Source organism: Roseibium sp. MMSF_3247 (assembly GCF_030733765.1).
Classification (GTDB): Bacteria; Pseudomonadota; Alphaproteobacteria; order Rhizobiales; family Stappiaceae; genus Roseibium.
In genome coordinates this window covers 627,305-639,565 of the sequence record NZ_JASHII010000001.1, presented here as the reverse complement: position 1 = coordinate 639,565, position 12,261 = coordinate 627,305, and the positions used below count along the sequence as shown (strand labels likewise).

The following is a 12,261-nucleotide window of genomic DNA, read 5'->3' as shown; positions in this document are numbered from 1 at the left end:
GATCATTTCGTCAGTATCAATTTGCCCTGTTTCGTAATGGTCAACCGATAGGTGTCGTCATTGTGGAGGATGTTTATCTCCCGGGTGCCACTAAACAGGTCATCGGATTTGAGCTGCGGTTTTCCCTTCGATACCGGAACCTTCGTATATGCAGGCCGGGCGCCTGGCATGGAAAGGGACAAACGTTGTTTGCGGCTGTTTGTCGAAGGCGTCATGGCTATCATCCATCTCTTGGTGAGTGATCAGTTGCGCTGTTTTTCGCCAAAATCAGCGCTGTCTAGAAATGATTCTTATAAGCTGAGTTTTTAACTCCACTTTATACTTGACACTCATACTCAAGTTTTCCTATGAAGGCAATGCCTGATCGGAAAGGAACTGGAAATCGCGTCCTCTGGTTCTTCGAAGACAGGTCCCCTGTCTCGACAGGGTGCCAAATGCCGGCAAGCCAACCGCCCTCTCCTCTCCCTCAGCGGTCAGCCAGCTAGGCTTTGTTCAAAAGGGAAACCGACAGAACAGACAAATAAAGCCGCCCTTTGGGCGGCTTTATTTGTTTGAAGCAGGTCGAAAACGATCAGGCGTTCGCTGCGACCGGACGTTCAGTAGCTTCGATGTTCAGAAGCGTCCGCATGCCAAACCGGTCTTCAGAGAGATCCGCAATGGACTTTGCATCGAGCACTTCCATGAAGGCCTCGAGCGCCTCATGCAGCAGTCCATTGAAGCCGCAAGACATGATCAAAGGACAGTCCTTTCGGCCCGAATCGAAGCATTCGGCAAGGAGAAAACTCTCTTCTGCCGCCCGAACAACTTCGCCAACGGAGATATCTTCCGCAGGGCGGGCCAGCATAACGCCGCCGTTCCGGCCACGAATGGTCCGGATCAAATTGGCATCCACCAGCACCTTCATGATCTTGAACAGGTGCGTCTCGGACATCTCAAAGCTGGCTGCAATATCTGCAACCCGGCTTGGCTTGTCCGGATTTACCGCGCAATACATAAGTGCGCGGACGGCATAGTTTGTCTGTTGTGTCAAACGCATGGGTTAGATATGCGGCTGCGGACTGAAAAGGTCAATCCTAAATTTGGAGTGTAATGGCCAAGTTTTGCGGTTTCTATGGCAAATTTCCCGCAATCACGGACATCTCAGGTACTCGACTGCTCAGCCGTGCAGCCAGTTAAACGTCTTCCGGCAAATTTTCCTTGAGAAAAACATCAATACCAATGCGCTCCTGATCTTCGATGATCGGCACCCCATCGCAAAGTGCCTTGAGCACCCGGATCGCGCTTCTGATTTCGTGACCGGGATCCTGAGCAATGACAGCATCCATTATTCCATCCCGGAGCGCCTGGCGGGTGTAAGGCGTGAGTTCATGACCGACAAAGACAATATCGTCCGCACGGCCGTTGTCCCGAATTGCCGCAATCACGCCCCTGTTGCCTGCACCGATGTTGTAGACCGCAGAAAGGTCCGGATGTTCGGAGAGCAGTTTGCGCACCACATCTTCATTTCTCCGATTGTCGTCCCGGCCTTCGCGCACCTTTAAGAGCTCTAGATGCGGATACTCAGTGTCAATCACTTCCCGGCAGCCAGTGTATCGATCAGCGTGGTCCCTCAGCCCAAGAGAGCCGGCAATCAACGCGATCTTTCCAGGCTCCTTCGGCAAAAACCGCCCCATCAACCGGCCAGCCGTCCGGCCAGCAGCAACATTGTTGATGCCGACGAAGTGCTGCCGGGCGGAGGCCGGATGATCGGACACCAGTGTCACGACAGGGACGCCGCGGTCCTGCAAACGATCAATAGCCGCGCGCACCTCTGGAAACGCGGGCGCGACCACGGCGACACCATCACAAACGGATTTGTCGAGAACGGCGAGTGTTCCGGTCACCCGGTGACCATCAAAGGCATCAATCGGCTCGACATGCACCTGCATACGCGCGCCACTCATGGACTGTGCATGCGCCTTGGCTTCCCGTGTCAGATCTTCCATGAAGGCATTCGGCCCGTTCGGGATCAAGAAATGCAGCCGGTAGGCGCTTTTCTTGGCGAGGCCCGCTGCAAAGACATCCGGCTGGTAGTTCAGTCTCTCAACAGCCTGGCGAACCTTTTCAATTGTCGCCTTGCGCACACCGGGCCGCGTGTTCAAAACCCGATCGACCGTAGCCAGGCTAACACCCGCCGCTTCAGCCACATCATGGATCGTCACACGCTTCAAGAGCCCCTCCCTTTCAGGCGACTATAGCAAGAAATGAGGCACGGTCATCAAAAAATGGTGCAATGCGAAATATTGCGCTGGTTAAGCACTTTGAGATCTAGACGAATTGACCGGCCGCGTGCCCGGACGACCAGGCCCACTGAAAGTTAAAGCCACCAAGATGCCCGGTCACATCAACCACTTCGCCAATAAAATAAAGCCCGGGAACTTTAGTGCTTTCCATGGTTTTGGAAGAGAGTTCTTTTGTGTTCACACCGCCCAGCGTCACCTCGGCGGTCCGGTAACCTTCCGTGCCAACGGGTGCCAGCTGCCAGCGATTGAGTTGCTCTGAACAGCGGCGCAGAACCTTGTCGGACAAATCCGCCATACGGCCTTTCAACTGAAAAGCCTGCGACAGCTCGTCGACCAGACGCGATGGCAGCAACTGGGTCAACCCGGTTTTGAGATCCTGTTTCGGTGTCGCTGATCGCGCTGATCGCAGTACGTCAAACACATCCGTCGCGGGGAGAAGGTTCACAGAGATCGGACTGCCTTCTTCCCAATAAGATGATATTTGCAAGATGGACGGACCGGACAAACCACGATGGGTAAACAGCAGCCCTTCGCGGAACGTGGTCTTTTTGAAACTAACTTCCGCATCAACCGAGACGCCTGACAGACGAGCGCACAAATCCTTGTTGGCGTCAGAAAATGTCAACGGTACCAGCGCTGCGCGCGGCGCAATGACATCATGACTGAATTGCCGGGCGAGATCATATCCAAATCCGGTCGCGCCCATCTTCGGGATCGACGGCCCTCCTGTTGCAACAACAAGAGACTTGGCCCGCACCGGCCCTTTCGACGTTGCAACGGAAAAGCGGTCATCCGGTTTGCTAACGGCCGAGATCGAGGTTTCCAGCTGCAAAACACCACCAGCTGCCTCCAACTCGGACAAAAGCATCTGGATGATGTCTTTGGAGGAGTTGTCGCAAAAAAGCTGACCCAGCGTTTTTTCGTGCCAGGAGATCCGGTGTTTTTCGACAAGACCCACGAAATCCTGTTGGGTGTAGCGTTTCAGGGCCGAGACGCAGAACCTCGGGTTTTGGGAAAGGAAATTGGCCGGTGAGCAATGCAGGTTGGTGAAATTGCAGCGGCCGCCGCCGGAGATCCTGATCTTGTCTGCCGGTCGCTTGGCATGGTCCAGGACCAATACTTGACGGCCCCGCTTGGCCGCCTCAATCGCACACATCAATCCGGCGGCACCGCCGCCGAGCACAAGAACATCCAGATCACGCATAGCGGCGGTTATACAGCGTTTACTCCCGCTTACCAGAGTCCAAACGAAACCGGCGGCCCTTTCGGACCACCGGCTTACAAAACTCGCGTCTCAGAAAGAAAAAGCTTAGTTCATTTCGGACACAACTTCGAAACCGTCAGCGCCAACTTCAAAGAGCGCAAAGGTGCCCGGAACGTCGCCTTTTGCGTCGAAGTTATGGTCACCAGCAGCGCCTTTGTAGTCGATCGCGGTACCAGCAGCGATCAGCTCTTTTGCTTTCTGCCACTCACCTGGACGGATCGCTTCGCCTTCACCGTTGGAGACTTCTCTCAGAGCAGCACCAACGCCTTCTTTTTTGCCACCGGTTTTTTCCAATGCCAGTGCCAGCAAGAAAGCTGCGTCATAGGAGGTGTTTGCAAAAATCGCGTCCGGATCACCGCCAACGCCTTTGAAGGCTTCGTTGAAGATGTCCAGAGAGTCAGACTTTTCACCGACCGGCGAAGAAGAAACAAAGTTTGCGAGGTTCTCTGCACCAAGCTCATTGATGACTGCGTCGGACTTCATGCCGTCGCCGCCAACGAACTTTTCAAAGAAACCGTTTTCCAGAGCCTGACGCAGGATGGTGAGGCCTGTGCCGTCACCGTAGTCGAAGATGACCAGCGTGTCGGCGCCGCCCTTGGCAAGCTCAGCCAGGTTTGAACGGTAGGACGCTTTGCCTTCTTCGTGCGCTGCGAACTGTGTGATCTCACCGCCGAGCGCATCGACGTACTCGGTCTTGAATGCGTTTGCGAGACCCGTGCCGTAATCGTTGTTGAGATAAGCAACCGCAACCTTGCCATAGCCCATGTCTTTCAGAGTACGCGCCAGTGCACGGCCCTGGTAGTCATCAGACGGAACGGTCCGGAAAACCGAGTCGTTGTCTTCAAGGTTTGTGATTTCCGGGGACGTACCGGACGGTGTGACCAAGGTTACGCCAGCCGGAATGGTGACGGAACCGGCTGCTGCCAGAACGGCGCCGGAGCAATGCGGACCAACGATACCAGCAACGCCTTCGATGTTGACAGCTTTGGTCGCAGCGTCCGTGCCGCCTTGCGGGTTACACGCGCTATCGCCGACAACACCGACGAGCTTTTCGCCGTCGCCGATGCCGCCTTGCTCGTTGACCTGCTGAACAGCCAGCTGCGCTGCGTCGATCATGGCCGGAGCCATCGCTGCGATCGGGCCGGAGACACCGCCGATCAGGCCGATCTTCACATCAGCGTTTGCCGGAACGGTGGCCAGTGCTGTTGCCGTCATCAGGCCAGCAGCAAGCGTCAGAAGCTTGGTTTTCATGAAAGTACCTCCTCATTAACCGGTCTTTGCCGGATCTTTTGAACGTCTTGGGTAGCACAACTCGTTAGGGTTGCGCCACCCTGGCGCGGGCCTAGTGGTCCGCACCGCCTTTTGCACTCCGCTGGTCGCCCCTGAGCGGCTCTGGAAGCAGCCCCTCCGGTCGGAACCGCAGCACCAGCTGCAGCATCAAGCCAATGAGGAACAAGCGGATATATTTGGCCTGGATCGCATATTCATGCGGCAGGCGATCTGTTGCAATCTCGGACACCGACCAGATGATCCAAACCACCGCTGCACCCAGGATGGCGCCGCGGTTGTTGCCGGACCCGCCCAGGATCAACATGATCCAGACCAGGAAGGTTGCGACCATCGGATCAATGGCCTCAGGTGTGATAGAGCGGTTGAAGTGCGCAAACAGCGCTCCACCCAGCCCCATAAGCGCTGCGCCGAAGATAAAGGCTTCCAGGCGGCGGAATTCCACATCCTTACCCATCGCCTTGGCGGCATCTTCATTGTCCCGGATCGCGCGCATCATCCGGCCCCATGGCGCGTTGAACTGACGCTCGACCAGCACATACGCGGCAATCAAGACTGCCAGAACGATGATGAGATAAGCGACCTGAGATTCCATATAACCAATGTCACTCATCGGCCGCGGGATACCCGGAATGCCGCGCGCGCCGTTTGTCAGCGCCGGTTCCGACTTGATTACCAGACGGATGATTTCAGCAATCCCGATTGAAGCAATCGCGAGATAATCAGAACGGAAGCGCAGACAGATTTTCCCAATCGGCCAAGCCACCAGCGCCGCAGCGATCATGGCTCCGATCCAACCGATGACAAAGTGAAGATCGAACCCGCCGATCCGGCCGTCTACGGCTTCTGTTGTCAGGATCGCCGAGGTGTAGGCCCCGACGGCAAAGAAGCCAGCAATACCGGCATTGAACAGACCGGCAAAACCCCACTGGATGTTCAAGCCGAGTGCCAGAAGCGCGTAGATGGCAATGAAAATCGCCATGAAGAGAGCGTAATTTACAAGACCCAGAAATTCCATCTTGTGCCCTCCCCCTAAAGAACCTTGCCCTTGAGCAACCCGGTCGGGCGCACAAGCAGCATGAACAACAAGATCGCAAAGGCCATCGCAGCCTTGTACTCACTCGGGATGACAAGCACGGACAGCTCTTCGGCAATGCCGACGATTAGTCCCCCAAGAACAGCCCCTTCAACCCGTCCGACACCGCCAAGAATGGCCGCTGCGAACATGGGCAGAAGCATGTGCCAACCCATCATGGACTTCAGCTCAGTGTTCAGTCCGAGGAAGAAGCCCGAGGCAGCGCACAAACCACCGGCAATCACCCATGTCAGGATGATGACCTTGCGGTTGTCGATCCCTGACAGCAGCGCAAGGTTCGGGTTGTCGGACATGGCCCGCATGGCCTTGCCCCATTTAGACTGGGTCAGGAACACATGGAGGACGCCGACAAGCGCCAGCATTGCGATCACTGTGTAGATCTCGCGATCCCGGATCCGCAGACCGAAGTAGTTTTCCGGCCGGACAATGCCGCGCGAATAGGTTTCCGTATCCACACCCCAGACGACCTGGACAACCGCCCGGATCATGAGCGCAATGCCGAGCGATGCCATCACCGTGACGATCTTCGGGCGCTCTCTCAGGTGGTCATAAAACACCTTGTCGATGCCAACGGCTACGGCAGCAGTTGCGATGATCGCGACAGGCAATGCTGCGAGCGGCGACACGCCAAGAGTGGTGACCACTGCCAAAGCTATGAAAGCACCAAGTGTTGCCAAATCGCCGTGCGCCAGGTGCGCATAGCGCAGGATCGCGAAGATCAACGTGATACCGACCGCGCCCAGCGCATAGATTGATCCGAGCACGATGCCTGGAATGACGTAAAAGTTTAGAAGTTCAAACAAATCCATACCGCTCAGCCCCCCAGGAACATCTCGGCGACCTCGCGGTCAGCCAGCAAATCGGCCCCTGAGCCTTCATGACGGTTTTTACCAGCTGCCAGCACATAGCCGCGGTCGGCAAATGCCAGCGCTTGTTTTGCATGCTGCTCGACGAGCAGAATGGCAACACCCGTGTCCCGGACGTCGCGACAGATCTGAAAGATCTGCTCCATATATTTCGGAGAGAGACCTGCGGTCGGCTCATCCAACAGCAGTAGCTTAGGATCCAGCATCAATGCCCGGCCCATCGCGACCATCTGCCGTTGGCCGCCAGACAAGCTGCCCGCCATCGTCTTGCGGCGTTCCTTCAGATCAGGGAACAACGCGTAAACACGGTCATAGGCAGCCGACAGATCGCCTTTTTTCAGGAACCCGCCCATTTCCAGGTTTTCATGGATAGACATCTCACGGAAGATGTTGTCCACCTGAGGCACATAGCAGATCCCGCGTTGAACAATGCGGTTGGGCGCCCATCCGGTGATGTCATCACCATCGAACATCATTTTACCGCCGCGGATGTTGAGCAGGCCGAACACCGATTTCATCGCCGTCGATTTGCCGGCGCCATTCGGGCCAACAATGACGACGATTTCATCCGCCATCACATGCATCGAGACGTCTTCAAGGATGTTGGCATCACCGTAACCGCCAGTGATGGCTTCCATTGAGAGGAGAGCTGTCATGCGGCGTCTCCTGTCGTCTCACCAAGATAGGCTTCCAGAACCTGCGGGTTGGACCGCACTGTCTGGAAGTCACCTTCGATCAGCACTTTGCCCTCTGCCATGCAGACCACGGGATCGCAGAGCTTTTCAATCATTTCCATATCATGTTCGATCAGGATGAACGTGTAACCGCGCTCCTTGTTCAAAAGCTCGATCTTGCTTTCCAGTTTGCGCAGCAATGTCCGGTTTACACCAGCGGCTGGCTCGTCCAGCAAAACCAGCTTTGCGTCGGTCATCATTGTTCGACCAAGCTCAAGAAGCTTCTTCTGGCCGCCCGACAGGTTTCCTGCCCGCTCGTGCGCGATATGAGAAAGCTCGAGGAACTCGAGTGTTTCGTAGGCCCGTTTCTCAACCAGCGCTTCTGTCGACTTCACCTTGCCCCAGGATAACCAGTTCGAAAACAAGCTTTCTCCCGGCTGCGACGGCGGGACCATCATCAGGTTTTCAAGCGCTGTAAGTTTGTGAAACTCGTGCGGTATCTGGAACGTGCGTACCAGCCCCTTGTGGAACAGTTCATGACTGGCCAATGGCGTCACATCTTCGCCCAGAAAACGGATCGTGCCGCTCGTAGGCTGCAGCGCACCTGCGATCAGATTGAACAGGGTGGTCTTACCCGCACCGTTTGGGCCAATCAGACCGGTGATACTGCCTTCTTCCACCCGAAACGAGCAGCCGTTTACCGCCCGAAACCCACTAAAATCCATAACGAGCTGATCTAGCTCCAGCATCAAAGCTCCTCGCCGCCCCCCAAGCGGTCTTTCTTATTTTCCTTTGGCCGCTTCGATTGTCGCGCAAGATCCACGAAAGGATCCGCCGCCATATTTCCTTGGCGCGGCCCCAATCCTTCTAGCTTCATTGGCAGATCAATCAACTCATAAAAACCGCCCTTTGCACCAGAAAAGGCAAGTTTTTCCGATTATCGAGGCGTTTTGGTACAGCTGATCCGTATTCAACGCCAAGTCAAAAGATATGACAGCGGGAACAGAGCAAACAGGCGTAAATCAAATAGCAAAGACAAGACCCAATTGTTTCATACAAATCCTGGATGGGAAATTGCTGGGCTGTCTAGCCGCAGCGCCACAGTCCTTTGCTGTCTTGAGAATACGCGTTTAGCGAGAAGCTTCTGCTGGAAAACGAAAAACCAGCGGCCGAGGCTAGTGTTCGAGAAAACAATGATAGGCACGCTCAATTGCGGTCAACACAACTAGTGCAGATACAACGCCAATCATGTACACTGTTTTTTGCGATTTAACATCATGGAGTTAGGAGAATTTTCACCACTCTTACCTATTTTTAAATACATCCATTAGGAACAGCCGCTTAGCAAGAAGCCATCTCTTATCCGGTTTGAGACATTGTTAGTCCTGCGGATATTGGTTTTTAAATCCTAGATTGCAGGTGGTTAAACTGTCGAGTTGGACGATGTTTGCAATGCGTATGCATGGCGTGGAGAATGACCCTGTCCGATCAACTTAAACTCCAAAAGATTGTGCGGCACTCCACAGATGAGTCTGAACATGCCGGAATAGCAATCACCGATCTCAGGTTCGATGCCCGCCTGATTACAAGCATCTATGACCGGCTTGACACCGGTGTCTGGATTTTTGATTTCGACGAAAAAAGAATAATTTGGGCCAACAAAAAGGCTTTGGAAATCACCGGCGCGCCAAGTCTGGAAGAGTTACGGGCCAGAGATATGGCATCCGACATGTCTCATTCCGTGGACCAACGGCTGAAACAATATCGGCAGGATTTCACTCAAAAGGACGTAAGTGTTTCCGAGATTTGGACACTTTATCCCAAAGGAAAAGCCCGGGTTCTTCAGGTCACTCTTAGTGGCATCATCCTAAACGACGGGCGCATGGCAATGCTGTGCGAAGCGCGAGACCATCACGAACAACAGCCAGAGACCCTTCGCAGCGCCGAAGCGTTGATGCACACCACCGTGATGATCTCGCTCTTTACGAAAGACGGCTCTCCACTTTACCGGAACACAGCAGCACGGGCTGCTTGTGTGGATCTTGAAACGAATTTCTATCAGCAATTTCAAAATCCGGCAGACATCCTGCACCTTAAAGAGCGGTTGGACAAAGAGCGGAATGCACGCCTCGTCGCGCTTGTGCGCACCAGCCAAGGCGACCGATGGCATGAACTGACTGTCCGGCCATGCAGCGACGCGGTTACCAGCCAGCCAGCTTACCTAGTCAGTGAGATAGACGTTACCGAGCTTCATGAAACAAAGGAGCGGGCCCAGTATCTGGCGAGCCATGATGCTCTAACCGGACTATCGAACCGCACCTATTTGACCGAGCGTTTGTCTAAGTTGCTCGCCGATGCGGCGACAAAGGGTTTGACGGCTACATTATATCTCGTCGACCTGGACGACTTCAAAGCCATCAATGACACGATGGGCCACGCCGCCGGGGACGCCTTGCTGCAGCTTGTTGGCAACCGTCTGAAAGAGATTGCAGGTCCTCAGGACATTGTTGCGCGCCTGGGCGGCGATGAATTTCTCATCTGTCACCTTGAGGACCCGGAGGCCGAAGGTCCGGGCTGGTTCGGCAAATCGTTGCTCGGGAGCTTCAGTTATCAGCAGATGATCGATGGTCACCCGCGCAGTGTGAGTCTGAGTATCGGCTACTCACATTATCCAGAGGACGGCCGCTCTATCGACAACCTGATCCGGAACGCAGATTTGGCCCTTTATCAGGCCAAGCAGGACTCTAAGGAGAAATGCGTCCGCTTTCATGACGCGATGCGGCTCCGGCGGGATGAAAATCTTGCACTGAAAAAAGATATGGAACGAGCGATCGAAGAGGACGAGTTCGCGCTCTACTTCCAACCGATCGCGTTGACCGCCTCCAGCGAAACTGTATCCGCCGAAGCGTTGATCCGCTGGCTTCACCCAGAAAAAGGGCTTGTTCCGCCGGATCAGTTCATTCCGCTTGCCGAAGACACGGGCTTAATCAATCGGATCGGCGCGTGGGTCTGCAGGAGCGTTGCGCAGGCACAAACTCGGTTCCAGCAACGTGGCTTTGACATCTCGATCTCAATGAATGTCTCGCCCTGGCAGCTGTCCGATCCGGAATTCACCGCACTCATGATGGATTTGCCCGATATTTATGGCTGCGATCCTACGAAGATCATCTTGGAGATTACGGAGAATGTCGTTCTAGGCGAGATCCCGGACGCACTTACCGCGTTGAACGAACTCAAGATCATCGGTTACAGCATCGTCATTGACGATTTCGGCACCGGCTATTCGAACCTTGCATATCTCTATAACTATCCGATCGACGGTATCAAAATCGACCGGATGTTCATCAATGACATCTCGAACGGGGGGGCGATCGTGAAACTGATCCTCTCGCTTGCAGACGCATTGGGCGCCACCGTGGTCGCCGAAGGCGTTGAGACGGTCGAACAAAGAGACTGGCTCACGGAAAACGGCTGCGACCGGTTCCAAGGTTACCTCTATTCAAAACCGGTCCCGGAGGACCGGTTCTTGGGCTTCCTGGAAAGTCAGGCGCACATACCGACTAAGTGACTTTTGCCCGGCTCTTGAATTCCGGGCGGTCCCAACTTCCCGTCTCAAGGATGTTTGCGAGGATCGCAACGGCGTCGACTACATCCTGATGAGACATGTAGAGCGGCGTGAAGCCGAAACGCATCACATCCGGTGCCCGGAAATCGCCAATCACGCCACGCGCAATCAACGCCTGCATGGCAGCATACCCTTCTTCAAACCGGAACGAGACCTGACTGCCGCGGGTCTCCGGATCGCGCGGGCTCGCCAGTGTCAGTTGCGGGCATTTCTCCTCTACCTCCTTGATAAACAATTCGCTCAAGGAGATGGACTTCTTACGGATGTCAGCCATGTCGACATCTTCAAAGACGTCCAAAGCGGTATAAAGGCTGGACAGCGACAGGATCGCCGGCGTTCCAACCGTCATGCGGTTCACACCTTGGATGGCGCGATAATCGAGATCGAAAGCAAATGGCGCCTCGTGCCCCATCCAACCCGTGACCGGGGATGTCACTTTCTCCTGATGACCTTCAGCCACATAAAGAAACGCTGGCGCCCCGGGTCCTCCATTGAGGTATTTGTACCCGCACCCAATGGCAAAGTCGGCTTTTGCCCCTTCCAGATCGACTGGGATCGCACCTGCTGAATGCGCCAGGTCCCAAATCGCGAGCGCACCCGCTTGGTGAGCCTTTTTCGTCAACGCAGCCATGTCATGCAAACGGCCCGTCCGGTAGTCGACCTGCGTCAGCATAACAACCGCGACCTCTTCGGTTATAGCGCCGTCAACGTCTTCGGGCGCGACGACCCTCAACTCGTGACCTTTGTCGAGCAATTCGGCCAAACCGGACGCCACATAGAGATCTGTTGGAAAGTTCCCGTTGTCGGACAGGATCACCTTCCGGTCCGACCGGAGAGAGAGAGCCGCTGCGAGCACCTTGAACACATTTACAGAAGTGCTGTCGCACGCCACAACTGAGCCTTCAGGCGCGCCGATCAGCCGGCCAATTCGATTTCCGACCCGTAGTGGCAGATCGAACCAACTATGTTCGTTCCAGGACTTGATGAGGCTCGTTCCCCATTCCTGCTCGACAACTTCGGCAAGCCGGGCCGGGACATTTTTCGGCAGGACACCAAGCGAATTCCCATCCAGGTAGATCACGCCTTCCGGTATCTTGAATGCATCCTTTTTCGTGCGAAGGACGTCATTTTTGTCAGAAGGGTGCTGGGATTGCATATGGATCTCTT

Annotated in this window: 11 protein-coding genes; 1 reads left to right on the top strand and 10 read right to left on the bottom strand. The window is 55.0% G+C overall.

Translation table 11 applies throughout. The annotated features are described in order from the left end of the window. Positions 1–2: 2 nt before the first annotated feature. The 9 genes from hemP to RBB44_RS02790 all read right to left on the bottom strand — a co-directional run bounded on the left by hemP (position 3) and on the right by RBB44_RS02790 (position 8,218). The gene (hemP, locus tag RBB44_RS02830) at positions 3–215 is read right to left on the bottom strand and encodes a hemin uptake protein HemP (RefSeq protein ID WP_040451480.1); all 213 of its coding nucleotides are present in this window, start codon (positions 213–215) and stop codon (positions 3–5) included. Between the two features lie 356 nt (positions 216–571). After that, positions 572–1,036, bottom strand: coding sequence for an iron-responsive transcriptional regulator RirA (rirA, locus tag RBB44_RS02825; RefSeq protein WP_306148331.1), 465 nt, complete (start codon positions 1,034–1,036; stop codon positions 572–574). A 136-nt stretch (positions 1,037–1,172) separates the two neighbouring features. Next, positions 1,173–2,210: a LacI family DNA-binding transcriptional regulator gene (locus RBB44_RS02820; RefSeq protein ID WP_306148330.1), complete on the bottom strand. Its 1,038-nt coding sequence runs from the start codon at positions 2,208–2,210 to the stop codon at positions 1,173–1,175. A gap of 97 nt (positions 2,211–2,307) precedes the next feature. Beyond that, positions 2,308–3,486 (bottom strand): NAD(P)/FAD-dependent oxidoreductase, encoded by a 1,179-nt coding sequence (locus tag RBB44_RS02815; protein WP_306148329.1) that lies wholly within the window; start codon positions 3,484–3,486, stop codon positions 2,308–2,310. A 105-nt stretch (positions 3,487–3,591) separates the two neighbouring features. Further along, the gene (locus RBB44_RS02810) at positions 3,592–4,797 is read right to left on the bottom strand and encodes an ABC transporter substrate-binding protein (protein WP_306148328.1); all 1,206 of its coding nucleotides are present in this window, start codon (positions 4,795–4,797) and stop codon (positions 3,592–3,594) included. Positions 4,798–4,888: 91 nt separating this feature from the next. Then, positions 4,889–5,851 carry a branched-chain amino acid ABC transporter permease gene (locus RBB44_RS02805; RefSeq protein WP_209172554.1) on the bottom strand — a complete coding sequence of 321 codons (963 nt, stop codon included), beginning with the start codon at positions 5,849–5,851 and terminating at the stop codon, positions 4,889–4,891. Between the two features lie 14 nt (positions 5,852–5,865). Continuing rightward, entirely contained in the window at positions 5,866–6,738 is an 873-nt protein-coding gene (locus RBB44_RS02800) for a branched-chain amino acid ABC transporter permease (RefSeq protein ID WP_133948610.1), read from the bottom strand. A gap of 5 nt (positions 6,739–6,743) precedes the next feature. After that, complete coding sequence (locus RBB44_RS02795; protein ID WP_209172553.1) at positions 6,744–7,451, bottom strand: ABC transporter ATP-binding protein; 708 nt, start codon at positions 7,449–7,451, stop codon at positions 6,744–6,746. Next, on the bottom strand, positions 7,448–8,218 hold the full coding sequence (locus tag RBB44_RS02790; RefSeq protein WP_209179273.1) for an ABC transporter ATP-binding protein: 771 nt from the start codon (positions 8,216–8,218) through the stop codon (positions 7,448–7,450). The genes RBB44_RS02795 and RBB44_RS02790 overlap by 4 nt, the downstream gene beginning before the upstream one ends. A 725-nt stretch (positions 8,219–8,943) precedes the next feature. Here RBB44_RS02790 and RBB44_RS02785 point away from each other — a divergent pair. Further along, positions 8,944–11,037 (top strand): bifunctional diguanylate cyclase/phosphodiesterase, encoded by a 2,094-nt coding sequence (locus RBB44_RS02785; RefSeq protein ID WP_209002318.1) that lies wholly within the window; start codon positions 8,944–8,946, stop codon positions 11,035–11,037. Here RBB44_RS02785 and kynU read toward each other — a convergent pair. Then, entirely contained in the window at positions 11,030–12,250 is a 1,221-nt protein-coding gene (kynU, locus tag RBB44_RS02780; protein WP_306148327.1) for a kynureninase, read from the bottom strand. The genes RBB44_RS02785 and kynU overlap by 8 nt on opposite strands. Positions 12,251–12,261 lie beyond the last annotated feature (11 nt).

What these genes read in the sequence shown, in the direction of transcription:
- hemP (WP_040451480.1), bottom strand. Translation starts at nt 215, where the DNA reads ATGACGCCTTCGACAAACAGCCGCAAACAACGTTTGTCCCTTTCCATG.
- rirA (WP_306148331.1), bottom strand. Translation starts at nt 1,036, where the DNA reads ATGCGTTTGACACAACAGACAAACTATGCCGTCCGCGCACTTATGTAT.
- RBB44_RS02815 (WP_306148329.1), bottom strand. Translation starts at nt 3,486, where the DNA reads ATGCGTGATCTGGATGTTCTTGTGCTCGGCGGCGGTGCCGCCGGATTG.
- RBB44_RS02810 (WP_306148328.1), bottom strand. Translation starts at nt 4,797, where the DNA reads ATGAAAACCAAGCTTCTGACGCTTGCTGCTGGCCTGATGACGGCAACA.
- RBB44_RS02805 (WP_209172554.1), bottom strand. Translation starts at nt 5,851, where the DNA reads ATGGAATTTCTGGGTCTTGTAAATTACGCTCTCTTCATGGCGATTTTC.
- RBB44_RS02800 (WP_133948610.1), bottom strand. Translation starts at nt 6,738, where the DNA reads ATGGATTTGTTTGAACTTCTAAACTTTTACGTCATTCCAGGCATCGTG.
- RBB44_RS02795 (WP_209172553.1), bottom strand. Translation starts at nt 7,451, where the DNA reads ATGACAGCTCTCCTCTCAATGGAAGCCATCACTGGCGGTTACGGTGAT.
- RBB44_RS02790 (WP_209179273.1), bottom strand. Translation starts at nt 8,218, where the DNA reads ATGCTGGAGCTAGATCAGCTCGTTATGGATTTTAGTGGGTTTCGGGCG.
- RBB44_RS02785 (WP_209002318.1), top strand. Translation starts at nt 8,944, where the DNA reads ATGACCCTGTCCGATCAACTTAAACTCCAAAAGATTGTGCGGCACTCC.
- kynU (WP_306148327.1), bottom strand. Translation starts at nt 12,250, where the DNA reads ATGCAATCCCAGCACCCTTCTGACAAAAATGACGTCCTTCGCACGAAA.